The sequence below is a fragment of the Streptomyces sp. NPDC001194 genome (genome assembly GCF_042896985.1).
Classification (GTDB): domain Bacteria; phylum Actinomycetota; class Actinomycetes; order Streptomycetales; family Streptomycetaceae; genus Streptomyces.
The window spans coordinates 72,522-96,364 of record NZ_JBIAXU010000023.1 but is presented as its reverse complement, the minus strand read 5'-3'; the positions used below and the strand labels follow the sequence as shown (position 1 = coordinate 96,364).

The following is a 23,843-nucleotide window of genomic DNA, read 5'->3' as shown; positions in this document are numbered from 1 at the left end:
GCGGCGAGTAGTGGGACGTTTCCGGTGGGGACGAAGTTGAAGGTGACCAATCTGGACAACGGTCAGTCGACGACGGTGTCGGTGAACGGGCCGTCGGGCAGTTGTGTGCTGTTGAACAACTCGGCTTTCGACAAGGTGCGGGAGCCGGGCAAGAACCTGATCCGCAGGGCGCGCATCGAGCGCGTGGGCGGCGGCGGCGCGCCGGCCGGTGCGACGGGTGCGACGGGTGCCACCGGTGCCGCGGGTGCGGCCGGTACGGGCGGTGTGCAGGTGCCGCCGGCCACCGGGCAGGTGGTGTGCCAGGGGTCGACGGTGACGTTGTCGGGGGAGGGTGGTGCGCCGGCGGCGAGTAGTGGGACGTTTCCGGTGGGGACGAAGTTGAAGGTGACCAATCTGGACAACGGTCAGTCGACGACGGTGTCGGTGAACGGGCCGTCCGGCAGTTGTGTGCTGTTGAACAACTCGGCTTTCGACAAGGTGCGGGAGCCGGGCAAGAACCTGATCCGCAAGGCGCGCATCGAGCGCGTCGGCTGAACCGCCGGAGGGCCGGGCGGGGGCCTCCCGGCCCTCCGAGGACGCCACCAGGCCCCGGTCAGAGGCCGGGCGGGGGCGTCAGGCCGTACCTGGCGATGACGTCGGGCAGCCAGGCGGGCCGCCCGAGGACGAGCCCGTACTTGGCGGCGAGTGCGGGCAGCGCGTCCTCGGGCGGCGGCTGACCGTCGGCGAGCATCTCGGTCATCTCGCGGAAGAAGTGCTCGAATCCGGCCGGGCTGATGATCTCGATCATTCGGGCGGGGACGGACCCGGCGTTCCACATCGTGTGCAGTTCCCCGCGCGGCTTGGTGATGTAGCCGCCCGCGCCCAGAACGGTTTCACGGTCGCCGGAACGGAAACCGATCTCGCCTTCGGTGACGATCGAGTACTCGTCCTCTCGGGTGTGCAGGTGCGGCGGCACCAGTGCCCCGACCGGGAAGGGGTGCTCGACGACGGAGACCGAGCCGTCGGTGTCCTCCCCCCACAGCTTGAAGGCGACCCCGATCGAGCCGAGGAAGCCCTCGGAGCCCTCGCCGGGACGAACGATGGTGAGCGGCGGGGCCAGCGGCTCTGTCATGGCGATCACTCCTCGACAGAATTTGGAGATACACTGGTGTTCTCTTAAAAAGTCTCCACCGCATGCGCCAGGACGTCAAGAATTGAGTGATCAGCAGCGTTCGACGACACGGCGTGGCTATGAGATGCGCAAACGCGCCGAGGACATGGGCCGCACGAGGCAGCGCATCATCGAAGCCGCCGTGCACCTGCACGGCACCGCCGGCCCGGCGTCGACGAGCATCGCGGCGATAGCCGAGCGCGCCGGCGTCACTCGGCTGACCGTGTACCGGCATTTCCCGGACGAGAACGCCTTGTTCGAGGCCTGTTCGGGGCACTGGCTGTCGCGGCAGGAGCTGCCCCGGCCCGAGAGGTGGGCTGCGTTCGAGAGCCCCGTGGAGCGGCTGACGGCCGGGCTCGCCGACCTCTACCGCTTCTACCGCGCGGGCGAGCAGATGCTGACGCTCGTCATGCGCGACCAGCACGCCGTACCCGAGGCGGTGCGCGAGGCCCGGCAGCGGACGAGCCGGGAGTACGTCGAGGTGCTGGCCGGCGCCTGGCCCGCGACCGACGCCCCGGTCCGGCGGGCGGTGATCGGGCACGCCGCCGCGTTCTCGACGTGGCGCTCGCTGTGCCGGGAGCAAGGGCTCACGGACGACGAGGCGGTCGAGGTCATGGTCGCGCTGGTGGAAGCGCTCGACGCGAGGACGTGAGGGCCCGCCCGTCCGGCATCAGGGGCTCATGGGCTTCCGTGGTGTTGTGGCGGGCGCCCGTACGGTCTCGTACGGGCTCCCGCGGTGGAGTGCCGGCCCCGCCGCGCGGTCCCGCGCGGCGGGGCCGGAATTCGGGGCGTGGTCAGCGCTCGGCGCCGGCGGGGGTGTTCGCGCCGACCGGGGTCGTCGCGTTCGGGCGGTCGGACTGGCAGCGCTGCTTCTCCGAAGCGGTCAGAGGGCCGGTGCGCTGGTAGATCCGGTCGGAGAGGTCGGTGGAGGGGTGGTCGACGACGGTGTGGAGGCGCCAGTCGTAGTTCGGGTCGGTGGCTTTGGCGGTGGCTTCGAACCACCCTTCGGTGCGCCGGCGGCCGGCCTGCGTCTCGATCCAGGAGGCTTCGGCCGGCTGGACGATCTCGGTGACCGGGCGTTCCCGGGTGGTGTTCCAGGCGGGGGAGAGGCCGGTGCCCTGCGTGTACTGCTGGGCCATGTTGCTCGGCGCTCCGGTGCCGCTGCCGGGCAGGCCGGCGGCCGCGGGGAGGTCGCCGTAGGAGCGGTTGGCGGTGGAGACGGGGCGGGTGCGGTTCAGCGTGTTGCGGGTGCAGTTGAAGTAGGTCTCGGCGGCGACGCGGGCGGGGGCGTAGTAGCTGAACGAGTAGTCCTCCTCGGCCGTGAACGTGCAGCGGTTCACGGCGCCGTTGCAGTGGGCGACGGCGTCCGCCGGGGTTCGGCGGTCGTTGCCGTAGAAGGCCTCGGAGGCCGGCAGGGCGCCGGCCGGGATGGTCTTGTCGACCGGCGGCGGCTCCTGGGTGGCGCGGACGTTGGTGATGAGCGGGCCGCAGTAGCCGTTGTTGTTCTGGGCGGCGGCGACGGTGGAGACGAAGGTGAGCAGCGGCTCGTTGGCTCCGGCGGTGAAGGCGAGGGTGACCCCGGTGCGCCAGGCCGGCTTCCAGTAGTTGCCGGCGAGCTTCTCGGTGGTCGGCAGGGTGGTCCGGTCGGTGAGGGGGCCGCCCTCGCCCTGGACGGTGTAGGTCTGGCCCTGTTCGAGCGCCGCGGCGGTGCAGTAGTTCGAGACGCTGGGGCTCTCGTCGTAGGTGACGGTGACGCGCGCCCCGGTGCGCACTCCGCGCAGCCGCTGCTTGAGGCCGTACGAGGCTTCGCCGGGGAGGCGGAGCATCGCGGCCGTCAGGCCGCCGGGGTGGCCGCCGGTGGCCGCGTCCCAGCGCCAGACACCGCCGGTCGTTCCGGTGCCGGAGGTGGAACCGACCGACCAGGCGTACGGGTTGGCGCTGGTGTTGACGCCGGTGAAGGCGGGCTGGGCGAAGTCGCCGCCCAGGACGGTGACCGGTACGGGGGCGGCGGCCCGGGCGGGCGGTACGGCGGCGGAGGCCTGGGCGGCGGTCGCGCCGCCGAGCAGGCCGAAGCACAGGCCCAGGCCGATGACCGGGGCGGTACGGGTGAGGGCGGTGCGGGTGGGCGCGGTGCGGGCGGGTCCGGCGGCGCTCTGGCGCGTCTTCATGGCGATCTCCACGGGTGCGGGGGGCGGTCAGGGCGTGCCGGGGGCGAGCACGTCGCGGTCCTTGAACCGGGAGCCCTCGGGCAGGTTCGCGGGCGTCAGGCCGCGGGGCGGGGTGGGGGTGGTGGTGTCCTCGGTTCCGGTCTTGCCCTCGGGCCGAAGCCGGTCGCAGGTGTTGCCGGGCACGGTGAAGGTGTCCGCGACGAAGGTGCTGGAGTTCACGGTGGAGGGGCCGTCGACGACGACCTTGCGGATGCCGAGGCCGCTGCCCGTGGTGATCTCGCCCTCGATGCGCTGCATGGCGGAGCTGGCGCCGAAGACGAGCGCGTCGCCGGGGCGCACGGTGGTGTTGTAGGTGGTCTTCTCGATGTGCTCGGTCGTCCAGGAGCGCTGGTAGGCGAGTTTGAAGGCGCCTTCGAAGGCGCCCTTGACGCCGAGGGACCCGGCGAGCTTCCCGCTGCCCGAGGCCCCGGCCTCGGCGCCGACGGTGGCGGTCGGGCCCTTCGACTTGTCCGGGGTGGAGAACTCGCCCTTGGCCTTCGCGTCGACGCCGGCCGTGACCTCGCCGGAGGTGCTGATCGTGCCCTCGATCGAGATCTTCCCCGTGATCTCACCGCCGAGGTTGTCGGTGCTCGACGTGCGCAGCGTGACCTCGCGGGCGACCGTGATGGCGTCCTTGGTGCAGTTCACGACCGCGTTGCCGAGGGACTTGACGGCGCTGTAGTACTCGCCCGACGCGGCACGGTTGATCTCGAAGCGACAGCCTCCGGGGTGTGAGGCGCAGTACTCGGTGACCTTCTGCGTCGAGGCGAGCGGGGTAGTGCCCTCGTAGCCGACGGGGGTCGGCACCTCGGGCGGCGTGGCCGCGTGCGAGGAGGCGGTGGTGGTGCAGGCGAGCGCGAGGACGGCCGAGCCGAGGGCCAGGGCCGCGCGTCGGCCCGGGGCTTGAGTGATCGTCTTCATCGGTTCATCTCCCCGCACAGAGAGGTCAGTTCCGTGGACTGGGACAGTCCGGCCGGCAGGTCGGCCGCGAAGGAGGCGCAGCTGCCCGACAGGGCTGATTCGGCGTTGCCGGACGGCTCGGGCCGCATGGCGCCCATCTCGCCACGGGCCTGCGCCATGTCGGTCTCCTGCGTCGCGCCGCCGCCGATCAGGTCCGTCATGCACGACTTGGACTCCGCCATGCACTTCTGGGCCGCCTGCTTGGCCGCCGCGATGTCCTGCTTGGCGGCGGCGCCGTCCTGCTTCGCGGCGTCACGGTCCTTGTCGACGGCCCCGCGCTCTTCGGGAGAGGCCGAGCAGGGCTTGGCCTCTCCTCCGGGGCAGGGCTCCTCGTCGTCGAGGGGCGCCGCGAGTGCGGTGATGCGGTGGACGTGGGCCGGTGGGCCGGTCAGCGCCGCCGCGGGCGGGAGCCCGCAGACGAGGGTGAGTGCCGCGATGGACACGACGACGGGGATCCGGGGAATTTTGCGCATGCCTGGTACGCCCCTTCAGGGGTGACGCGACGAACGGGAGTTCGCATCCGCACTGGATGCGCACGCAACGTAACAGTCCGCTACGCACCGTTACCAGTGTCGTGATCATGGTTCACCCGTATTGCCCCGGACGAGGCCGACGCGCGAGGGGGCGACCGCATCCTTCGGCCCACCGCATCCTTCGGCCCACTGCATCCTTCGGCCTACTCCGTTCTCGGCCCTGCGGAGGACGATCTCGCGGAACCGCCACGAGAGGGTTGATCCGTGCGAACAACCATCGGATACACCATCGAAAGCATCGGCTACGTCGTCGGAGCCCAGGGCCTCGTCAGCTTCGCTTCGCAGACCTTCTTCGGCACGGAGTGGGGCTGGCTGCACAAGCTCGTCGACCTTCCCTCCGCCGCCTACCTCGGCGTCGTCGCCGTGGGGCTGGCACTCGTCCTCGGCGGCGTGAAGACGCGGAAGGCGCCCGCACACCAGGGGCTCGCCCGACCGGCGGGGCCTTCCGGCCCGTGACCGCCCTTCACCCGCGGACAACGCACCCGTTCACGGTCCCGGGCCCTACGCTCGGGGCATGAGGCACAGCGACCGAGTCCCCGAGGTTCACGACGCACGGGAAGCGGGGGCGGACGCCACGGCGCGCCGACTCGTGATCCTGCGACACGCCAAGAGCGCCTGGCCGGACGGGGTTCCCGACCGCGACCGCCCGCTGGGGCCCCGCGGGCTGCGCGACGCGCCCGCGGCCGGCCGACTGCTCGCCGGCTCCTTCGGCGTACCGGATCTCGTGCTGTGCTCACCGGCGCGCCGCACCCGGGAGACCTGGGACCTGGCCGCGGCGGAGCTGGACCGCACGCCGCCCGTCCGGCACGAACCGCGCCTGTACGCGGCGGACGCCCAGGACCTGCTCGACGTGGTCCGCGAGGTCTCTCCCGAGGTGGGCGCCCTGCTGCTGGTCGGGCACAACCCGGGCCTTGAAGACCTGGTGCTGCTGGCCGCAGGGGCGGCCACGGGGGATGCCCTGGAACGCGTCCGCACCAAGTTCCCGACCTCGGCAGTGGCCGTACTGACCCTGCGGGGCCCCTGGTCGCAGCTCGGGCCGGGCGCCGCGCTCCTCACGGACTTCGCCGTCCCCCGGGGGTAGCCGGGCGGCGGGGTCCTCGGCGCCGGAAGCGCCCGGGCGGCCCGCTAGCATGCGACGCATGGCCATCAAACTCGAGAACGTCGGGATCGCGGTGCGCGACCTCGAAGCAGCGATCTCCTTCTTCACGGACCTCGGCCTCACGGTCCTCGGCCGTGACACGGTCAGCGGTGAGTGGACCGACACCGCCGTCGGCCTCGACGGCAATCACGCCAAGATCGCGATGCTCCAGACGCCGGACGGTCAAGGCCGCCTCGAGCTCTTCGAGTACATCCACCCCGAAGCGATCGAGACGGAACCCACCCGTCCCAACGAGATCGGCATGCATCGCGTCGCCTTCTCGGTCGACGACATCGACAAAGCCCTGGAGACGGCCGCGAAGCACGGATGCCGTCCGCTCCGCGGCGTCGCCACCTATGAGGACGTCTACAAGCTCACGTACCTCCGCGGTCCCAGCGGCATCCTCGTGATGCTCGCCGAGGAGCTGAAGAAGAACTGACGGGCGGGTCGGGCCGGTTGCCCGGCCTCCGCCCTCGGACCTACGAGCCCAGCGTCGTGTCGAGCCAGTCGAAGACGACCTCGCAGTGCAGTTGCGGGGCCATCGGGGAGCAGTGCAGTTGCGCCCCCTGGGCCGCCGTCAGCTTCAGGTAGTCCTTCGGCGAGGTGAGGGCGTCGTACATGCGGCGCGGCTGGCCGGGGTAGAACTGCTCCCCCTCGTAATCCAGCACCAGGGTCGGCGCCTTGATGCGGCCGACGACGTCCGTGATGGTCAGCGCCTTCACGCGGGTGGCCGGGGTGTAGAAGTCGGTGAACAGCCTGCCCTGGCGGGCTTCGAGCATCGCGGGCACAGAGAACGGCTCGAACCGCTTCTTCATCACATCAGCCGCGTCCGGGGGCAGTTCGGGGACGACTTCCTTGTTCCAGATGTCGTTCGTCTGCTGTTTGTCCGGGGTGAGGATCCTCCGGATCTCGGGCGGGAAGCCCAGCCACGGCTCCACGCAGCCCGGCATCGCGACCAGGGCGGCGATGCGCGTCTCGAACGCCGCGGCCCGCGGAGCGAGGTCGCCCGCCATGCTCAGTCCCGTCAGGGCGATCTTCCGGGAGTCCACGTCCGGGCGCGCCGTCAGCCAGTCGACGAGGGGCGTGACGACCCGCTCCCAGGTGGGGGTGAACACCACGCGGTCCACGAAGAGCAGTTGCCCCTGGCCCGGTCCGTCGTACACGAGGGCGTTCCAGCCCCGTTCCAGCGCGGCCGGGACCCCGTACGTCCACATGTCGACGTTCTGGCCGTCGCTGCCGTTGGTCAGGATCACCGTCGGGCGCGGGGCGCCCGACGCGTCGGGCCGGAAGAACCACACCGGCAGCGGCGTGGTCCCGTAGGGCACCTTCGCCTTCACCGGGGCGGGCTCGCACAGGTCGCAGAAGGTGTCCCAGGCGGCGCGGCCCGCCTTGTAGAGCTGCTCCTCGCTGCCGGGGTCGTCCGAACCCAGGACGAAGAACAGCGCCTGGCCGTAGTACTGGGCCGCACGCAGGGCCCGGAAGCGCTTGGTCTGGCCGTCGGCGGGGGCGCCCGGGGGCGCCGCCATGAGCCGGTCGCCGAGGCTGCGGAACGTCTTGACGTACGACTGCGCCGTCAGTCCGGCCGCGTTGATCGCGTTCACGGCCGTCAGGACCTCGCCGACCTCCGCGGCGCCGGCGCCCGAGCCGCCGAGCGCGAGGAGCCCGTTGAAGTTGTACGCGGGGTCCTTGAACAGCGTCATCGCGCCGGGGGTGAGGCCGCCGCCCGCCGCGGCCGGGCTGCTGGTGGCCGCGGCCGGGGCGCCGGGGGCGCCGCCGCGGGCGCACCCCGCCAGCAGCGCGGCTCCCGCGCCGGCGGTGAGGAGTGCGCGACGCGTGGGTCGGGAGTGCGGATCGCCGTGTACGGGGCTCATGGCACCGGAGCGTAGAGCCGGACCGGCGCCGCGACCTCCCGGACGGCCCCGCGCGGAGCGGGCCGACCACGGCCCCGACCCGCCTCCGGACAGGGAGGTCGCGGCCCCGGCCCCGCCGTAGGGCCCTTGCGCCGTCCGGGCGAGCGGAGCCGGCCGGGGCCGGGCGTGCCGGCTGTTGCGTACGCTGGCGGGTATGCGCATGCGCCCCACCCTGAGCTGGACGCCCCCCGTGGGCCTGCGGCCCGGCACCACCGATCCGGAGCCGGTCGCCGACGCGCTGCGCGGCGGGGACGTGCTGGTGCTCAGCGGGGCGGGCATGTCCACGGAATCGGGCATCCCCGACTACCGCGGCAAGGGCGGGAGCCTGAGCCGGCACACCCCGATGACCTACCAGGAATTCACCGCCAGTGCACAGGCCCGGCGCCGGTACTGGGCACGCAGCCACCTCGGCTGGCGCACCTTCGGCCGGGCCCGGCCCAATGCCGGGCACCGGGCCGTGGCGGCGTTCGGGCGCAGCGGCCTGCTCTCCGGTGTGATCACCCAGAACGTCGACGGGCTGCACCAGGCCGCCGGCGGTGCGGGCGTGGTGGAGCTCCACGGGAGCCTGGAACGGGTCGTCTGCCTCTCCTGCGGCGCCTTCGCATCGCGCCGGGACGTCGCGCGGCGGCTCGAGGACGCCAATTCCGGCTTCGAGCCCGTTGCCGCCGCTCTCAACCCGGACGGTGACGCCGACCTCACCGACGGGCAGGTCGGGGACTTCCGCGTGGTGCCGTGCGAGCGGTGCGACGGCATCCTCAAGCCGGACGTGGTGTTCTTCGGCGAATCCGTTCCGCCGCGCCGGGTCGAGCACTGCCGCGAGCTGGTCGGTGGGGCGCGCTCGCTCCTGGTCCTGGGCTCCTCGCTGACCGTGATGTCCGGGCTGAGGTTCGTCCGGCAGGCTGCCCGGGCCGGAAAGCCCGTACTGATCGTCAACAACGACCCCACCCGCGGCGACGAGCACGCTCTCGCCCGGGTCGCGCTCCCCCTGGGCCCGACCCTGACGGCCCTGGCCGAGCGGCTGGGCGTACCGCTCGACGACCGCGCGGCAACCTGAGACGGCCGGGCCGGCCCTTCGGCCCTTCGGCCCGTCCGTCTCGGCAGGTCAGCCGTGGTCCCCGCGGCGGCCCTGCGCACCGTGCTCCTGGGCGCCCGGGCCGCCCCCCATCATGGCGAGCATCCGGCGGCCGCCGGTGCGCAGGAACCGGATCAGGAACGCGGCGGCGAGCAGCAGGAACGCGATGTTCAGGTACGTCGTGTAGTTCCAGGAGATCCCCTCCGTGGGGATCGTGGCGTCGGCCTGGTCGGGGATGAGGCCCAGAGCACCGAAGAGGAACTCGACGGCGTAGCCCGCGACGACCGCCGCGGTGTAGAAGGTCCAGAGCAGGAAGAGCGCGGTCCGCGCGCCGTAGTACTTCCGGTAGATGTTGAGGATCGGCAGGATCAGCAGGTCGGCGAAGATGAACGCGACCACGCCGCCGAAGCTGATGCCCCCCTGCCACAGCACGACGGCGAGCGGCACGTTCCCGATCGAGCAGACGAACGAGGCGATCGCGACCAGCGGGCCGATGAGCGGGCCGATCAGCTTGGACGCCAGCGGATGGCCGTCGAGGAAGAGCGCGCTCCAGAACGAGTCGGGGACCCAGGCGGCGATGGCTCCGGCGATCAGCAGGCCGACCACGAGGTCCCGCAGGATCGCCGCCCACTCCATCACGAAGACGTGACTGGTGGAGGTGAACCCCTCGCCCGACAGCAGGCGCCGGGCGAAGGAGCCCTCACGCTTGACGGACATGTCCATCGCGGCGTGGCCCTCCATCGAACCGGCGACGCCTCGTTCGGCCTGCCGCCGCGCCTGGCGCAGCAGCCCGTCGCGCAGGAACAGCCGGAACAGCACGGCCAAGGCGATGATCATGACGGGTCCGCCGACGAACTCCGCCGCGGTGAACTGCCAGCCCATCAGCAGGGCCAGGATCACGCCGAGCTCGATCACGAGGTTGGTCGACGCGATCTCGAAGGCCATCGCCGCGGTGAAGTTCGCGCCCTTGCGGAACAGCGAGCGGGCCAGTGCCACCGCCGCGTACGAGCACGAGGAAGACGCCGCACCCAGTCCTGCCGCGACGGCCAGGGTCTTGGGACGGTCGTCCCCCAGGAGCGAGACCACCGTCGACTTGTGGACGACGGCCTGCACCACGGCGGACAGGGCGAAGCCCAGGATCAGGGCCCAGGTGATCTCCCACGTCATGGAAAGAGTGATCGACAGTGCGTGGACGACGGCGTGGATCATTCCCGAAGCCTCCCGGTTCGGGTCCCGTGTCGGGCACTGCGACACGTCGCCAGTGCGAACGGTGAGGTGTACCGCCACAGCTCGACGGGCGACGGCGGCACCGCGGCCTTCGCCGCCCGGTCGCGAAGCGGCGGCGCTACGCGCTGCGGGCGAGCCGCTCGCGCGGTGCCAGCGGCACCTCTGCCCACACCTGTTTGCCGCTGCTGAGCGGTACCGAGCCCCACGACGCCGTCGTCGCCTCGACGATGAGGAGCCCGCGGCCCCCGGTCGCCGTCCAGTCAACGGACGCGGGCTTGACCGGGCTGCGGGGCGAGCCGTCGTTCACGGCGATGCGCAGCCGGTCCGCGGACAGGGTCAGATCCAGCCGGACCTCGCCCTGCGTATGGGCGATCGCATTGGTGACCAGCTCGGACACCACCAGCAGCGCGACGTCGAGTTCCGCTTCCACGCCCCACGAGCGCAGGGCGCGCGCGGCGAAACGGCGGGCGTGCTGGACCGCGTTGGGGAGCCGCCAGACGGTCCAGTTCGTGCGCATCGGCCGGACGCGGGTGCCGTCGTAGCGCAGGAGCAGCAGCGCCACGTCGTCGTCCCGCCGGTTGACGCCGGCGAGCAGTTCGTCGGCCACCATCCCCGGGTCGGCGGGGTCCGCCGTGGCCAGTACCTCGCACACCCGGCGCATGCCGTCCTCGAGACGGACGTTGGACGACTCGACCATGCCGTCCGTCAGCAGGGCCAGCACGGCTCCCGGCACCAGGCCGACTTCCGTCAGCGGGAACTCGGCGTCGGCGACCACTCCCAGGGGCGGTCCTCCCTCGACCGCCAACTCCGCGGTGCTGCCGTCCGGGTGACGCAGGATCGGTTGCAGGTGGCCGGCGCGGACGAACCAGGCGATGCCCTCCTCCATGTCCAGGTCCACGTACAGGCATGTGGCGAACAGGTCCGTCTCCATGCCGACGAGCAGTCGGTTGGCCCTGGCGATGACGACGTCGGGAGGGTGCCGCTCCACCGCGTAGGCCCTCACGGCCGTCCGTATCTGGCCCATGATCGTCGCCGCTCCCGCGCTGTGTCCCTGCACGTCCCCGATGACGAGCGCCACGTGGCCGTCGTTGAGCGGGACGACGTCGTACCAGTCGCCGCCCACTTCGAGTCCCGCGGTCGCGGGCAGGTACCGGGCGACGGCCACCCCGCCGGGCAGCGAGGGCAGTTTGCGCGGCAGCAGGCTGCGCTGGAGCATCGTGGCGAGTTCGTGGCCCGCGTCCAGCGCGTGCGCGCGCATCAGCGCCTGGCCCACCAGTCCCGCGGTGGCGGTCAGCAGCGACCGCTCCTCGGGCCCGAACCGGTGCTCACCGTCCCATCCGACGAGGCAGACCCCGACCATCCGGCCGTCCGCCGGCAGCGGCAGGACCGCGAGACCACCGGGTCCGATGCCCGCGAGAGCGGGTTCGAGGTCCGCGCCCGGAGGCCACAGGCTCACGTGGCCCTCCCGGATCGCGTTCTGCAGGGTGGGCACGTCGTGCATCGAGGCGTCCGGCCACTCCGACCGCCATTCCGAACGCCACATGTCCGGCCAGGCCCGCGGCTCGGGAGGGTCGAGCACGGTGATCACGAGCCGGTCGGCTTCCAGCTCGGCGACGAGCACACGGCTCGCGTCCAGCGGGTCGCGCAGGGAGCCCACGACGATCTGGCTGACGTCCCTGATGGTCGCCGCGCCGGCCAGTTTGGTGGACAGCCGCTGCACGATGGAGACTTCGTCGGCGCTCGGACGCAGGTAGGAGGCGTCGGCCACGACACCGAGGACCCGCACGGGGGTGCCGTCGTCGTCCGTCATCACCCGGCAGCGCAGGCCCAGCCAGCGCAGTTCTCCTCCCGGCCTGCGGATGCGGAACGCCAGCTGCTGCGGGTCCGTCGTCAGCCTGTCGGGCTCCACGATGGCCATCAGCGCGGGGACGTCGTCCGGGACGGCCGCCGCGAGCAGCGTCTCCACGTTGCCGCCGAACTGGTCGGGCGGGATGCCGAGCAGCTCCAGTACGCGTGCGTGCGCCTCCATCCGGCCGGAGCCGAGGTCCAGGATGAAGGCACCGCCCCGCAGCGGCACCAGCGTGTGTCCCAGTACGGGGCGCGGGGCCGTACGGCCGGGGGCGTGGGCGGCCGCGGATTCGAGTCCGGCGGCGACCTGGTCCGCGTACAGCTCCAGCAGGCTCCGGCGGTCGCTGCTGAACCCGTCGGGGACCTCGCCCGCCACGATCAGGCAGCCCAGATCCCTGGCGCCGTGCCCGAGGGGCAGGGCGCCGAGCGAGAGCTTGGCCGGCGACGGCCTGAGGGAGTCGTTGCGTACCCGGCCGGGGAAGTGGTGCGGGTCCTCCTCCACGTACGCGGCCAGCGCCTTCGGGGTCAGCCACAACGGGCGGCCCGAGCGGTACGCCTCGGCGGCCGGGGAGTGCCCTTCCACGGAGAGGACGGCCGGGAGCCCGTAGAGCATGGAGCGGTTCCCGGTCATCTCGGCCAGGTGGAGCTCCTTGCGGCCGTCGGAGAGGACGTAGACAGCGGCCAGCTCGGCCCCGCAGAAGGCGAAATGCTCTCTGGTCACGGTCTGTATTGCCCTCGTGTGACGGCAGCCACGTCGACCGCCCTTCCTCCATGCTGTCGCGCTTTGCACCGTCAGCGCGAGTCAGGAGGGTCGGGGGCGTGGTGGGGGGCGTGCCGCGCCAGGGGTGCGAAGGGGCGGGGACGGCGGGACAGGCGGGGGTGCACGGCCGTACACCCCGGGTGTGGGCCGATCGTGCGCCGTACGTGCCGTCCTGCGGGGAGCTCAGCGTCCCAGCCGGGCGTCGAGCCAGGTCAGGACCTCGGGGGTGACGGGGTCGGTGATGTCCGCGAACTCCTGGTGCTTGGTGAGGAACTTTGCCACGTACGGGCAGACGGGCACGATCCGCAGTCCGCTGGCGCGGACGTCGTCCAGGGCCTGCCGGACGAGGACGGCGGCGAGCCCCTGGCCGGCGTGGGCGTCGTCGATCTCGGTGTGGAAGAAGACCCGCCGGTCGTCGCGGTCGCGGTAGGCGGTCAGGCCGGCGCGGTCGCCGTCGACGAGGATCTCGTAGCGGTGGCGGGCGTCGACGTGCCGGACGACGGGGGCGGTGGTGGCCTGCTCGCTCATGGCGAAGGTCCTTTCGGTACGCGGATCAGTGCCGGGAGGGGTTCTTGCGGGGTGTGATGACGGCGTTTGGCAGGGCGGGGGCCGGGATCCGGCCGCCGGGGTGGCCGTCGACGGTGCCGAAGCGGTCGGAGGCCCGTTCCCATTCATCCCTCGCCTCGACGATGTCCTGGTGGCTGCGGCCCACGAAGTTCCACCACATCACGATCTCCTCCTCGAAGGGCGGACCGCCCAGCAGGACCGTCCGGGCCGGCCGGTCGGACGCGCCCACGAGGGTGAGGGCGCTGCGGCCGGGGGAGGCGTAGCCGAGTTCGGCGGGGCGCAGGAGGGCGCCGTCGAGACGGACGTCGCCCTGGTCGACGAGGAGTCCGTGTTCGAACGCCGGGTCGACGTCGAGGGTGACGGTGGCGCCGGCGTCGACGAGGACTTCGGCGCCGAGGAGCGGGGTGAAGGTGCGCACGGGGGAGACCGCGCCCGCGAGGGCGCCCAGGAACACCCGCAGCCGGGCCCCGTCGAGGCGGAGCGGCTCGGGTGCGTGGTGCTGGAAGTCGCGTGGGGCGTTGCGGTGTTCGCCGGGGAGGGCCACCCAGAGCTGGACGCCGTGCAGGACGGTGGTGCCGGGAGTGGAGACCTCCGTATGACTGATGCCGTGGCCTCCGGTCATGAGGTTGACCTCGCCCGGCCGTACGAAGGCGTGGGTGCCCAGGCTGTCGCGGTGCTCGATCTCCCCGCTGAACAGCCAGCTCACCGTCTGGAGTCCGGTGTGCGGGTGGGGCGCGACGTCCATGCCGCCGGAGTCGGCGACCCGGTCGGGGCCGTAGTGGTCGGCGAAGCACCAGGCTCCGATGAGCGTCCGGGACCGCTGGGGCAGTGTGCGGCGTACGGTCATCGCCCGCGGTCCGCCGAGCGGGACGTCCCGGGCGGTGAGCACCTCGACCGCGATCTCCGTGTGACCCATCTCCCCGGTCCCTCCCACGCAAAGTAGTTTCGCTTTCAACAATCATGGGTGATCATAGTCCCGAAGGCAACCCACGACAACAGGCGAAGGAGCACAGGGTGATCGAGACGGAACGGGCCGCGGAAGCCCACCGGACCGGCGACCGGATCCACGTCGACAAGCAGAGCCCCGCCGCGTACCGGGCGCTCGTCAAGACCGCCGACGCCGTCCGCACGACGGCGGCCGAGGCGGGCCTGGACCGGCTGCTCGTCGAGCTGGTCAACCTCCGGGTGTCCCAGCTCAACGGCTGCGCCGTCTGCCTCGACGTCCACACCCGGGCCGCACTGCGCGCCGGGGAGACCACCCGGCGCCTCGGCGTGCTCGCGGCCTGGCGGGACACCGAGCTCTTCACCGCCCGCGAACGCGCCGCCCTCGCCCTCGCCGAGGCCACCACCCACCCGGCGGACGCCCTCGCCCAGGAGCGGGCCTACGCGCGGGCGCGCGAGGTCCTGGACGACGACGAGATCTCGGCCGTGATCTGGGTGGCGATCACCATCAACGCCTTCAACCGGGTCTCGATCCTCAGCAAGCACCCGGTACGGGAGGCCCCCATCCGCTGAACCGCCGAGGCCACCGCGGCACGGTCGTGGAAGCGATCGACGGCGGTCTCCGGCCGTGCGTCAGGCCCGCGCGGCCTCGGACCGGCATGCGGATACGAGCCATACCCGCCCTGAAGTCGCCCCCCATGCGACCGGATTCCGGCCGGTGCACGGCCGTCCCACCGGACCACACTGGGGCCATGGAGACGGTGTACGCCCTGCTCGTGGGCATCAACGAGTACCCCGCGGCAATGCGTGCCGGTCTGCGCGGGTGTCTGAACGACGTGGCGGGGGCCCGCGCCGCACTGGAGGCCGCTGCCCCGGGCCGGGTCCGCGCCCGTGTCCTCACCGACGGCGCGGCCACGGCCGCCGCGGTGGAGGAGGGCATCCTCGGCCACCTGGGGCGGGCAGGTGCGGGGGACACGGCACTGCTGTGGTTCTCGGGGCACGGTACGGAGTACCCGGCACTCACCCCGCAAGAGCTGCTCCTGGAGCCGACCGGCCGCTGCCAGGCGCTGGTGTGCGTGGACGGACCGCTGCCGGACAAGCGGCTGGGCACGCTGCTCGACGGGGCGGCGACGGGCGGCGCCCGGGTGGTGGCGGTACTGGACTGCTGCTTCTCGGGCGGCGCCAGCCGTGCGGAGGAGGGGGCCGTCGCCCGTGTGCTGGCGCCGCTGCCGCAGTGGCGGCCGGCCGCCGGCGCGCGGGACCTGAGCGGCCCCGCCCGGCCGGCGGGCCACGTACTGCTGGCGGCGAGCCGGATCGGCCAGCCTTCGTACGAGCGCCCCGTCGAGAGCCCCGAAGGGCCGCGCATCCAGGGCGTGTTCTCGTACGCCCTGACCCGCGCGCTGCGCCGGGCCGCGCCCGGGGCCACCGTCCGGGAACTGCTCGCGGAGGCGGACGCGGGGGTGCGCCGGCTCGTGGCGGGGCAGCAGCCGGTGCTGTTCCCGGCCGAGCCCGGCGGGCCCGCGGACCGGCCGTTGCTGGGCGGCACGGCCCGGCGGCCGAGCCCGTACCTGCTGCGCGAGGGACCGGAGGGCTGGGAGGTGGACTGCGGGCGGGTGCACGGACTGACCGGTGGCGCGGGTACGGAGTTCACGGCGTCGGGCGGCCGTCCCGTACGGGCCACGACGGTGCGGGCGGACCGGACACTGGTCGCTCCCGAAGGCTGGACTCCCGATCCGGGATCGGTGCACGCGGTGGCCCTGTCGGCCCTGGCGCTGCCCCCGGCCGCGGTGGTCCTCGACACCGAGGGCGCCGAGAGCACCGAGGGCGCCGAGAGCGCGGAAGGCGCGGAGGGTACGGAGCGGGCCGAGGACGCCGGGCGGGTCCCCCTGCCCGTCTCGCCGTTGCTGCGCGAGGTGGCGGCCGGTTCGGCGGAGGAGGCCGCGGCGGGGCTGCTGCTGCGGGTCGAGGTGCGGGGCGGGCGGGCACGGGTGCTGCGCCGTGACGGATCGCCTTACGTGCCGCCGCTGCCCCTGGCCACGGACGCGGACGGGGCGCGGCTGGGAGACTGCCTGACCCGGCTGGTCCACTGGCACCGGATCCGCGACCTCAGCTCGGGCCTGTCTCCGCTGAGCGGGCACGTCAGGGTGGAGGTGCTGCCCTGGCATACCCGCGACGGCGAGCCGCTGCGGCCCGACGGGAACGGGGAGGTCGTCCTCTCGTACGCGGGCGCGCGCGAGCCCTGGGTCACCGTGCGGCTGCGCAACACCGGCCCCCGGCCCCTGTGGTGCGTACTGGTCAGCCTCGACGACCGCTTCGGCGCGGGGACGGACCTGTTCCCGGGCGAGTTCATCGGACCGGGCATGACCGGCCACGCCCTGGACGGTCAGCCGCTGCGGCTGGTGCTGCCCGCGTCCCGGCCCGTGCGCCCGGGGGCCTCGGTACGGGACTGGCTGACGCTGGTGGTGGCCGAGGGGGAGCTGAACACGGTGCCGTTCCACCTGAGCCGCTGGGAGCCGGACGCCGACGCCGTACGCGCCGGTGCGCCGTGGCGGGCCCCGGCCGACGGCCTGCTGCGGCTGGCCGGCCCCGGGCGGCCCCCCGGGGACCGGGACCTGCTTCCGGCGGACCCCTTCGGCCCGGGCCAGTGGGCGGCGAGCACCACGGCCCTGCGCACGGTGGTTCCGTAGACCTGCCCCTCACTGCCCGAGGTGGGTGAAGCCCGCCCAGGCGGTGAGGTCGTGCGGGTCCAGATGGGCCAGCCGGGCCGCCAGCGCGGGCGGCATGCCTTCGGGGACGGTCCGGTCCGGGTCCAGCATCCACAGCTGGGCCCGGCGCAGGGCGCGGGCGGGCGGCTCCTGTTCACGGCGCAGGTAGTGGTGGGTCAGGAACATCAGGACCGAGGTCGCGTCGTCCGGTACCGGCCACAGCGAGCCGATCACGGAGCGGCTGCCGGCCACGAGGAAGGCGGAGGAGAGGCTGTAAGCCTCGTTGAGTCCGCGTCCCGAGACCTGGCTGCGGCACGCGGCGAGCACGACGAGCCCGAGCGGCCCGTGCGCCGCTCCGCTCAGTTCCTCGGCGGTGAGCACACCGTCCTTGAGGACGAGATGGGAGCTGCGGGGCCGGTTCTCCTCCACCGTGCCGTGGCAGGCGAGGTGCAGGACGGCGCCGCCGTCGGCGCGTTCGCGCAGCCACCGGGCGACCTCGCCGGGCGTACCGTCGCCGCTGCGCAGGCCCAGGTGCTCGCCCTCGGGGTAGAAGGCGCGCCGGACGGCGTCGGCCTCCTCGCCCGCGTACGGCAGGTCGCCCGTGGGGTCGCCGACGACCAGCGCCGTGCCGGTGAACGGGACGGCGGGGCGGGCAGCGACCTCGCAGAGCAGGCGCGCGGAGGCCGCGTACGAGATCTCCGCGTCCTGGAGGGCGTAGCGGCGGCGCGTGCTCCCGTAGGCGAACGCGGCGTGCCAGGGCACGAGCCCGAGGGGGCCCATCGGCACGAGGACCAGCCGGGGCACCCGGTCCGGCCGGCCGCGGGTGTCGAAGCGGCCGAGGAGCGGGCGCAGCGCGGCCCGCCAGGCCCAGGAGCAGAGCCGGTCGAGCTGGTCCCGCAGGGCCGGCTCCGGGGCCGGGCGGAGGGGGCCGTGACCGGGGACGGGTTCGATGTCGCGGGGAGCGGTGCCCCGGCCGGGACTGTACCTGCGCAGCGGTCCCGCGTCCGCCCGCAGGTCCGGCAGCGGCACCGCGCGGACGTCCCCGCGGGAGGTGACGACGACGGCGGTGCCGGGGCAGTCGGAGGTGGCGGCCACCAGGTAGACGAGGGCGTCCTTGCCCTGGGCGCGCAGCGCCGCGCCGATCTCCCCGAGGTCGGGCGGGTCGAGCAGCCGGGTGCGGGCTCCGGCGAGGGCGCCGACCACGCGGCGGCGCAGCTCGCCCGGAGCGGAGTCGGGGTCGTCCGCGGCGCCGGCGGCACGCCACTCGGCGGCGAGGGCGTCCTGTCCGGCGGCGGTGAGCAGTTCGGGGACGGACCGGCTGGTGGTGGCTGCGTGCAGGACCAGTCCGCGGCACGCGTCGAGGGCCTGGACCGCGTCCTCGAGGGCCCGGTCGGCCACGCACCAGCCGACGATCTCCTCGGAGAGGTCGGTGGCCATCCGGGCGGCCTCGGCCGCGTCCTGGGTGCCGGACTGGAGCAGTGCGGAGCACACGAAGCCGCGCATGGCTTCCAGCCCCAGCCGGCGGCCGCGTTCGCGGTCGCTGCTGCCCGCTCCCGAGCGGACCCGGTGGGCGCGTCCGAGGGAGCTGGCGGAGAGGGCCCACAGCCGGTGCTCGGGGCCGCCCATCGCCCCGACGGCCCCTTCGAGGAGGGTGATGGCGCGCTCCAGGTCGTGGGCGCGCTGCGGGGAGCGCCCCCGCTCCTCGGCCATGACCAGGGTGGAGTACATCGAGCCGGCATCGGAGGCGAGGCGGATCCAGGTCTCGCCGCCCGGTTCGCTGAGCCGGACGGCCTCCTCGCCGAGAGCGAGGATCTCGCGGATCCGGGGCACGTCGGCCGCGACGAGGGCGTCCTGCTTCCAGGCCAGGGTCAGGCTGCCGATCACCCCCGCCCGGTGCGCGCGCGGAATCCTGGCCGCCATGCGCCGCAGTTCGGCCACGGACGGCCGTCCTGCGGGGACCGGCAGGAGGGGAACTCCGAGGCGGGCCGCGAGGTTGTTGCGGGACATCCGGGCGGTCTCCAGAGTGGCCCAGCCCTCGATCCAGCCGGGATCGTCGGCATCCCCTTCGGCAACGGCCCGGGCCGCTTGCGCCACGTGCCGGTCCGCGCCGGCCAGGTCGCCCCGTTTCACGGCCATGCCGGCCCGCGCCCCCGCCTGCTGGAGGCGCAGCAGACGGTCCATGTTCGGGGACGGGCCCAGAGCGGACCGCAGCCGTTCCCAGTCGTCCTGGTCGATGGCCAACTCGCTCGTGATCCCGCGCAGTTGCGCGAGCATGCCCGAGGCGATGGTGGCGCCGTACGTCAGCCAGGGGCTGTCGTTGCCCGCCCGCGCGGCCTCCGCGAAGTGCTCGATCGCCTCGGCGAGCCGGGCGGCGTTGTCGTTCAGCATGCCCTGGGCGAGGCGGTAGTTGCCCAGGACCGCGTACCCGTGTCCGCGCCAGGCGGGATCCTCGTCCGCGTACGCGCGGACGGCTGCGGTCAGTTCGCGGTCGCGCTCGGGGCCGATCCGCTCACCGCCCGGATCCAGGATCACCATGTTCTGCAGGAGGTGCGCCGCGCGCTCGGCCCGCTCGGCTCCGGGCGCCGTCGCACGCCAGAGGTCGACCAGCTCCGAGAAGTGCCGCTCCCAGGACTCGCGGGCCGGTGAGCCCTCGCCGTACAGGATCTCGTCGAAGGTGAAGTCCGGGGACTCGCCGTCCCCGTAGCGCTCCCGGAAGTCCCGGTAGATGCGCATGATCTCCTCGCCCGACAGGGTGTCGGACTCGGCCTTCCCCTGACGTTGCCGGGCATCGGAAACCGTCAGGAGCAGCAGGTCGCGTACGTCGGAAGGCAGCTCTTCGCCGTCCAGGGCCAGCTGTCCGGCACGCTCCATCACGCTCAGGCGCGCCGGGTCCTGGTCGATCTCGTAACGCAGGCGCTGGGCGGTGGCCAGGGCCAGGGCCGCCCGAGTGACCTTCCCCTCGGCGGGCCGCCACCGGTCCACGGCCCGGGTCAGCAGGGCGATGGCGAGGTCGAGGGCTTGGGGGTCGAGTCCCTGCTCGACGCGGGTGACGAGGAACCTGCCGAACCGGTCGAGGTAGAACCACGGCAGCGCGTCGACGTCCGCCTCTGCGCCCAGCAGCTCCGTCAGCTCGGCGGCGGCCCGGTCGCCCTCCGCCCGCTCGGACCAGGTGGCGGAGATCGCCGCGCGGGCGAAGGCCGTCCGCAACCGTGCGTCCCTTTCCCAGGAGGGGTGGCCGCCCGCCTCGGCCAGCGCACGCAGCAGCTCGTCCCGGGCCTCCTCCAGTACGGCCCGGTCCGCCGTGTCGTGGCCCTGGAGCAGGAGGGAGGTCGCGCGCGACAGGCGGACCAGCGGCAGGTCCCTCCTCCGGTCGCCGGCCTCCAGCACCCGGGCGTAGTAGCCCGCGGAGCGGGAGTAGGAGGCGGCGTCGGCGCCGGTCAGGCCGCGGCGTTGCCACAGGAACCCGAGGGCCTCCAGGAGGTCCGCGTCCCCGCCGTCCGTGTCGTCCAGTGCGGCCAGACCCCAGCGCAGGGCCTCGTCGAGGAGGGCGGGCGCGTCGGACCCGTCCATGACGCGGATCTTGGTGATGTTGGCGAGGAGCCGCCGGGCGAGCACGGCCGTTCCGTCGTGCTCGGCGTCCGCGGGCAGTTCCGGCAGGCCCCGGGCGAGCAGGCTGTGGATCTCGGCTGCCGACTCCGGGTCGGGCCGCTCGTCGTAGCGCAGGGCGAGGAGGTGCCCGTACATGATCCGGCGCAGCGGCCAGGCCGGGCCCTCGGCCGGGCCCCGGAAGGCCTGGCCGAATGCCTCGGCGGCGAGGTCCCGGTCTTCGGGATCGGCCTGCTCCGCGTGGAGCCGGTAACTCAGCTCACCTGCCTGCCCATACCGTTCCCGCGCCTCGGCGCTGCCGGCGGGAAGCGCCGTGAGCGCGGCCATGGCCGCGTCGCGGGCGGCTCTCAGGGGGTGCGCGGCAGCGGGCACGGGTCCTCCGGGGCTCAGGGCGCGAGGCGCGCGTGGTAGGGCAGGAGGATCCCGTCGAGCCAGTGGCGGCCTTCGGGCGTCGTGAAGTCGACGGGGTCCTCGCCGGTGGGAGCCAGGACGGCGGGCGGGCAGCGATCGGCGAAGAGGACCAGGGCGCGTTCGCCCGGCTCCCGTTTGGAGGACCACAGGAAGCCCTGCGCCCACGGATCGGTGTGCCGGCGAATCCAGTGCGCCCAGTCGCGGGTGTACGGGTAGTCGCCGGCTTCCGCCTGCACCAGCCAGCTGTCCTGGTGTACGGCGGCCAGGTCCTGCCCGGTGACCAGCGCGACCACGTCGAGGGACTCCGCCAGGCGCAGCGCGGAGAGCAGCCGGCCGGTGACCGCCACCCGGGGCACCAGCCGTGCCGCGCCCGTCGGGTCGAAGGGCAGCGAGTGCAGGACGCTCTCGCCGACGGCGGCCTGCGGTGTGAGTCCGGCGTACAGGTAGCCGTACCGGTCGCAGGAGGTGGAGTCGAAGCGGCCGCCGCCGTAGAGGCAGTGGGCGGGGACCGGGTTGAAGGAGCCTCCGGGCCGGCGCGCGGAGTGCACCCGGTAGAGCGGGGTGCCCGCGGCGAGGGTCACCTTGGCGGGGGCGCCGGCCGGCTCGGCGGGCGGCCGGTAGTTGGGCACGGGTCACTCCCCTTCGGCGAGGAACGCGGCGGTCCCGGCGAGCCGTCGCTCGTCGGCGGTGTCCAGCAGGGCGACGGGGGCCGGGCTCCCGGCCAGCCAGGCGTTGGGGGAGAGCCACCAGTCGGCGGCGCCCCACGGGTCCTCGTCCGCGCCCAGCAGGAGATTGACCTCGCGCACGGTGGGGCGGGCCCGACCGCCGGCGGCGAACTGGAAGGCGGGCAGCCGGATCAGCCCGCCGGGGGCGCGCAGCCGGATCAGGTGGGGGGCGTACGGATCGTCGCCGGCCTCGAGGACTTCGGCGTCCCCGAGGGCGGGGGCGGCGAGCAGACGGTCGCGGACCTCCCCGAGGACCGGCCCGGCCATGCGGTGCCCGTCGAGGACGAGGACGGCCAGGTCCTCGGCGGTGAAGCCGAGGTGTTCGGCCGTGGGGGCATCGAGAGCCGCGGTGAGCCGGCTCTCGCCGGAGAACCGGCCGGGCAGCCGCTCCTCCAGCAGCCGGGCGGCGAGCAGCGCCGCGCGCCGGGAGGCCCCGCCGCTCTCCGTACGCAGAGCGGTGAGGTGAAGAGCGAGCCCGTCCAGGGCGGCGCGGTCCAGACGGGCGCGCAGCTCGTCCCAGTCGGCGGCCGCGGCGGCCAGCCGCGCGTACGGGTCGGTCATGTCCGGCCCCCCTCGGGATCGGCGAGCAATTCCGCGACCAGGTCGGCGCGTTCGGGCCTGCGCACCAGGAGGTGGACGTCCCAGTCGCCGCCGCGGGCCAGCTCGGCCTCGACGGCGGCCCAGACGGCGGCGAGGCTGTCGGCGGGGGTGAGGCCGCCACGGCCGGCGCCCAGCAGGGGGAGGCAGACGGAGGCCCGGCCGGGGCCGGCCGCCAGCAGGGCGAAGACGCGGGTGACGGCGCGGGTGACGTCCGTCGGCAGCACGTCGTAGTCGTTGGTGCCGGGGCGGGGCACCGCCACCGCGGCGTGGTGGATGTGGCGGATGCCCTGTTCCTCGAGGGCCCCGGCGCCGGTCACGGCGACCGTGCCGGGCGCCACCGGGAGTCCCCCGGGGGCGTACCGGTCGGTCCAGGCACGCAGTTCGTCCTGGATGCGGTCCTCGACGATCCGGCCGGCCGGATCCCGTACGGCGCCCGCACGGCGCAGAGAGGCGGCGACGGAGGCCTTGTAGGGCTCGGGCAGGGCGAGGTGGGTGTTCGACGGCGAGACGACCACGTCGATGTCGCGCAGCAGGTCGACGGCGTGCACGTGCAGGGTCAGCCGGTGCTCGCGGCCGCCCGCGCGGACGGTGACCGGGCGGTGGCCGGCGGCCAGTTGACGGGCCTGCCCGCCGGGCAGGGACGGACGGCCGTCGCCGTGGCCGCTGCCCGCGCCCGCGCCGTCGCCGGGTAAGGACCGGGCGGCGCCGCGTACCAGCTGTTCGGCCACCTGCCCGAGCACCATCAGCTCCTGGTGCTTGCGGAAGCGCTCCACGCTGACCCCGTACACCCGGGCGGCCCGCCTGCGCCGGTCGGCGGGGGGCCAGTCCCGGGTGCCGCGCGCGAGGCCGAGGCTGTACTCGGCGGCTTCCTGGAGGGTGCCCCCGCCCATGGCGGCGACGGCGGTGCGCAGCAGCCGCTCGACGGCGGGGAAGTGCGGCTCTCCGGAGCCGGTCCCTCCCGGACCGGCCGCCATGCCGGTGAGCACCGGGAGCCGGAGCTCACGCAGTCGGACGATCCCGGCCCGCCGCACTTCCCTCACCTCCGCGAAGACCTCCCCGTAGTCCGGCAGTTGTGTGGGCGACATGGCGGAAGGATCGCACCGCCCGCTCTCCCCGTACAAGCCGGAACCGGCCCTCTTCTCCCATGATGCGGACGGGCCCGGTCGAGGCCGGGTCGCCCGCCGGTCACGGCCGGGCGGGTCCGGGTCGGATCCGGGTCGGGAGCCGCCGCGCCCGCCGCAGTCGGCGCCTGCGCGGGGCACCACGGGGCGCGCGCATCACCCCCGCGACACCCGGACGGTCAGTCAGGGGGCATGAGCCACCCCGGCCGACTCCCTCGCGCCCGGCGTGATCGGCGGGACCCCTAGTGCATCGGAGGGAGGCGGGCGGGGCGGGGCGCGGGTGCGGGGGGTGGGGGAGGGCATGCTGGGGTGTCGTCGGCCAAGGGCTCCGCCCGGCCGGCGACTCGACCGCTGCCGCCGC

The 23,843-nt window shown here is 73.8% G+C and carries 21 protein-coding genes; 8 read left to right on the top strand and 13 right to left on the bottom strand.

Annotation, left to right across the window (positions count from 1 at the left end):
• Positions 1–534: hypothetical protein (locus ACFY1T_RS31965; protein WP_390791281.1), on the top strand; the 534-nt coding region annotated here is incomplete at its 5' end.
• Positions 535–592: 58 nt separating this feature from the next.
• Here ACFY1T_RS31965 and ACFY1T_RS31960 read toward each other — a convergent pair.
• Complete coding sequence (locus ACFY1T_RS31960; protein WP_390791280.1) at positions 593–1,111, bottom strand: cupin domain-containing protein; 519 nt, start codon at positions 1,109–1,111, stop codon at positions 593–595.
• Positions 1,112–1,235: 124 nt separating this feature from the next.
• Between ACFY1T_RS31960 and ACFY1T_RS31955 the strand changes: the two genes are divergently transcribed.
• Complete coding sequence (locus tag ACFY1T_RS31955) at positions 1,236–1,802, top strand: TetR/AcrR family transcriptional regulator (protein ID WP_390791279.1); 567 nt, start codon at positions 1,236–1,238, stop codon at positions 1,800–1,802.
• A 142-nt stretch (positions 1,803–1,944) separates the two neighbouring features.
• On the opposite strand, the gene ACFY1T_RS31950 is transcribed toward ACFY1T_RS31955, so the two are convergent.
• From ACFY1T_RS31950 to ACFY1T_RS31940, 3 genes are read right to left on the bottom strand one after another with little or no spacing between them, the layout of a single operon-like run.
• Complete coding sequence (locus tag ACFY1T_RS31950; protein ID WP_390791278.1) at positions 1,945–3,318, bottom strand: hypothetical protein; 1,374 nt, start codon at positions 3,316–3,318, stop codon at positions 1,945–1,947.
• Between the two features lie 27 nt (positions 3,319–3,345).
• Positions 3,346–4,278: a hypothetical protein gene (locus ACFY1T_RS31945; protein WP_390791277.1), complete on the bottom strand. Its 933-nt coding sequence runs from the start codon at positions 4,276–4,278 to the stop codon at positions 3,346–3,348.
• Positions 4,275–4,790, bottom strand: coding sequence for a hypothetical protein (locus ACFY1T_RS31940; protein ID WP_390791276.1), 516 nt, complete (start codon positions 4,788–4,790; stop codon positions 4,275–4,277). The genes ACFY1T_RS31945 and ACFY1T_RS31940 overlap by 4 nt, the downstream gene beginning before the upstream one ends.
• Before the next feature lie 264 nt (positions 4,791–5,054).
• Here ACFY1T_RS31940 and ACFY1T_RS31935 point away from each other — a divergent pair, with 264 nt between their 5' ends.
• The 3 genes from ACFY1T_RS31935 to ACFY1T_RS31925 are packed head-to-tail and all read left to right on the top strand — an operon-like array spanning position 5,055 to position 6,427.
• Positions 5,055–5,306: a hypothetical protein gene (locus tag ACFY1T_RS31935; protein ID WP_390791275.1), complete on the top strand. Its 252-nt coding sequence runs from the start codon at positions 5,055–5,057 to the stop codon at positions 5,304–5,306.
• Between the two features lie 58 nt (positions 5,307–5,364).
• Positions 5,365–5,931 (top strand): SixA phosphatase family protein, encoded by a 567-nt coding sequence (locus tag ACFY1T_RS31930; RefSeq protein WP_390791274.1) that lies wholly within the window; start codon positions 5,365–5,367, stop codon positions 5,929–5,931.
• A gap of 58 nt (positions 5,932–5,989) precedes the next feature.
• The gene (locus tag ACFY1T_RS31925; protein WP_390791273.1) at positions 5,990–6,427 is read left to right on the top strand and encodes a VOC family protein; all 438 of its coding nucleotides are present in this window, start codon (positions 5,990–5,992) and stop codon (positions 6,425–6,427) included.
• Between the two features lie 40 nt (positions 6,428–6,467).
• On the opposite strand, the gene ACFY1T_RS31920 is transcribed toward ACFY1T_RS31925, so the two are convergent.
• Complete coding sequence (locus ACFY1T_RS31920) at positions 6,468–7,859, bottom strand: alpha/beta hydrolase family protein (protein WP_390791272.1); 1,392 nt, start codon at positions 7,857–7,859, stop codon at positions 6,468–6,470.
• A gap of 193 nt (positions 7,860–8,052) precedes the next feature.
• Between ACFY1T_RS31920 and ACFY1T_RS31915 the strand changes: the two genes are divergently transcribed.
• Positions 8,053–8,952, top strand: a complete 900-nt coding sequence (locus tag ACFY1T_RS31915; protein ID WP_390791271.1) for an NAD-dependent protein deacetylase — start codon at positions 8,053–8,055, stop codon at positions 8,950–8,952.
• Positions 8,953–9,000: 48 nt separating this feature from the next.
• Here the strand turns inward: ACFY1T_RS31915 and ACFY1T_RS31910 are convergent, their stop codons facing one another.
• The 4 genes from ACFY1T_RS31910 to ACFY1T_RS31895 form a co-directional block, all read right to left on the bottom strand.
• Positions 9,001–10,176, bottom strand: a complete 1,176-nt coding sequence (locus ACFY1T_RS31910) for a permease (protein ID WP_390791306.1) — start codon at positions 10,174–10,176, stop codon at positions 9,001–9,003.
• A 139-nt stretch (positions 10,177–10,315) separates the two neighbouring features.
• The gene (locus ACFY1T_RS31905; RefSeq protein WP_390791270.1) at positions 10,316–12,766 is read right to left on the bottom strand and encodes a SpoIIE family protein phosphatase; all 2,451 of its coding nucleotides are present in this window, start codon (positions 12,764–12,766) and stop codon (positions 10,316–10,318) included.
• Between the two features lie 222 nt (positions 12,767–12,988).
• Positions 12,989–13,333: a GNAT family N-acetyltransferase gene (locus tag ACFY1T_RS31900; protein WP_390791269.1), complete on the bottom strand. Its 345-nt coding sequence runs from the start codon at positions 13,331–13,333 to the stop codon at positions 12,989–12,991.
• A gap of 25 nt (positions 13,334–13,358) precedes the next feature.
• Positions 13,359–14,288 carry a pirin family protein gene (locus ACFY1T_RS31895; RefSeq protein ID WP_390791268.1) on the bottom strand — a complete coding sequence of 310 codons (930 nt, stop codon included), beginning with the start codon at positions 14,286–14,288 and terminating at the stop codon, positions 13,359–13,361.
• Between the two features lie 98 nt (positions 14,289–14,386).
• Here ACFY1T_RS31895 and ACFY1T_RS31890 point away from each other — a divergent pair, with 98 nt between their 5' ends.
• Positions 14,387–14,887, top strand: coding sequence for a carboxymuconolactone decarboxylase family protein (locus ACFY1T_RS31890; protein ID WP_390791267.1), 501 nt, complete (start codon positions 14,387–14,389; stop codon positions 14,885–14,887).
• A 179-nt stretch (positions 14,888–15,066) separates the two neighbouring features.
• A complete protein-coding gene (locus ACFY1T_RS31885; protein WP_390791266.1) occupies positions 15,067–17,001 on the top strand; it encodes a caspase domain-containing protein in 1,935 nt (644 codons plus the stop codon).
• A 9-nt stretch (positions 17,002–17,010) separates the two neighbouring features.
• Here ACFY1T_RS31885 and ACFY1T_RS31880 read toward each other — a convergent pair whose 3' ends face one another.
• From ACFY1T_RS31880 to ACFY1T_RS31865, 4 genes are read right to left on the bottom strand one after another with little or no spacing between them, the layout of a single operon-like run.
• Positions 17,011–20,997, bottom strand: a complete 3,987-nt coding sequence (locus ACFY1T_RS31880; protein WP_390791265.1) for a CHAT domain-containing protein — start codon at positions 20,995–20,997, stop codon at positions 17,011–17,013.
• A 14-nt stretch (positions 20,998–21,011) separates the two neighbouring features.
• Positions 21,012–21,665, bottom strand: a complete 654-nt coding sequence (locus ACFY1T_RS31875; protein WP_390791264.1) for an RES family NAD+ phosphorylase — start codon at positions 21,663–21,665, stop codon at positions 21,012–21,014.
• A 3-nt stretch (positions 21,666–21,668) separates the two neighbouring features.
• A complete protein-coding gene (locus ACFY1T_RS31870) occupies positions 21,669–22,322 on the bottom strand; it encodes a hypothetical protein (RefSeq protein ID WP_390791263.1) in 654 nt (217 codons plus the stop codon).
• Positions 22,319–23,446 carry a hypothetical protein gene (locus tag ACFY1T_RS31865; protein ID WP_390791262.1) on the bottom strand — a complete coding sequence of 376 codons (1,128 nt, stop codon included), beginning with the start codon at positions 23,444–23,446 and terminating at the stop codon, positions 22,319–22,321. The genes ACFY1T_RS31870 and ACFY1T_RS31865 overlap by 4 nt, the downstream gene beginning before the upstream one ends.
• Between the last annotated feature and the right edge of the window lie 397 nt (positions 23,447–23,843).

Bases quoted from the DNA above. Each gene is read 5' to 3' on its own strand.
- ACFY1T_RS31960 (WP_390791280.1), bottom strand. From the start codon at position 1,111: ATGACAGAGCCGCTGGCCCCGCCGCTCACCATCGTTCGTCCCGGCGAG.
- ACFY1T_RS31955 (WP_390791279.1), top strand. From the start codon at position 1,236: ATGCGCAAACGCGCCGAGGACATGGGCCGCACGAGGCAGCGCATCATC.
- ACFY1T_RS31950 (WP_390791278.1), bottom strand. From the start codon at position 3,318: ATGAAGACGCGCCAGAGCGCCGCCGGACCCGCCCGCACCGCGCCCACC.
- ACFY1T_RS31945 (WP_390791277.1), bottom strand. From the start codon at position 4,278: ATGAAGACGATCACTCAAGCCCCGGGCCGACGCGCGGCCCTGGCCCTC.
- ACFY1T_RS31940 (WP_390791276.1), bottom strand. From the start codon at position 4,790: ATGCGCAAAATTCCCCGGATCCCCGTCGTCGTGTCCATCGCGGCACTC.
- ACFY1T_RS31930 (WP_390791274.1), top strand. From the start codon at position 5,365: ATGAGGCACAGCGACCGAGTCCCCGAGGTTCACGACGCACGGGAAGCG.
- ACFY1T_RS31925 (WP_390791273.1), top strand. From the start codon at position 5,990: ATGGCCATCAAACTCGAGAACGTCGGGATCGCGGTGCGCGACCTCGAA.
- ACFY1T_RS31920 (WP_390791272.1), bottom strand. From the start codon at position 7,859: ATGAGCCCCGTACACGGCGATCCGCACTCCCGACCCACGCGTCGCGCA.
- ACFY1T_RS31915 (WP_390791271.1), top strand. From the start codon at position 8,053: ATGCGCATGCGCCCCACCCTGAGCTGGACGCCCCCCGTGGGCCTGCGG.
- ACFY1T_RS31900 (WP_390791269.1), bottom strand. From the start codon at position 13,333: ATGAGCGAGCAGGCCACCACCGCCCCCGTCGTCCGGCACGTCGACGCC.
- ACFY1T_RS31895 (WP_390791268.1), bottom strand. From the start codon at position 14,288: ATGGGTCACACGGAGATCGCGGTCGAGGTGCTCACCGCCCGGGACGTC.
- ACFY1T_RS31885 (WP_390791266.1), top strand. From the start codon at position 15,067: ATGGAGACGGTGTACGCCCTGCTCGTGGGCATCAACGAGTACCCCGCG.
- ACFY1T_RS31870 (WP_390791263.1), bottom strand. From the start codon at position 22,322: ATGACCGACCCGTACGCGCGGCTGGCCGCCGCGGCCGCCGACTGGGAC.
- ACFY1T_RS31865 (WP_390791262.1), bottom strand. From the start codon at position 23,446: ATGTCGCCCACACAACTGCCGGACTACGGGGAGGTCTTCGCGGAGGTG.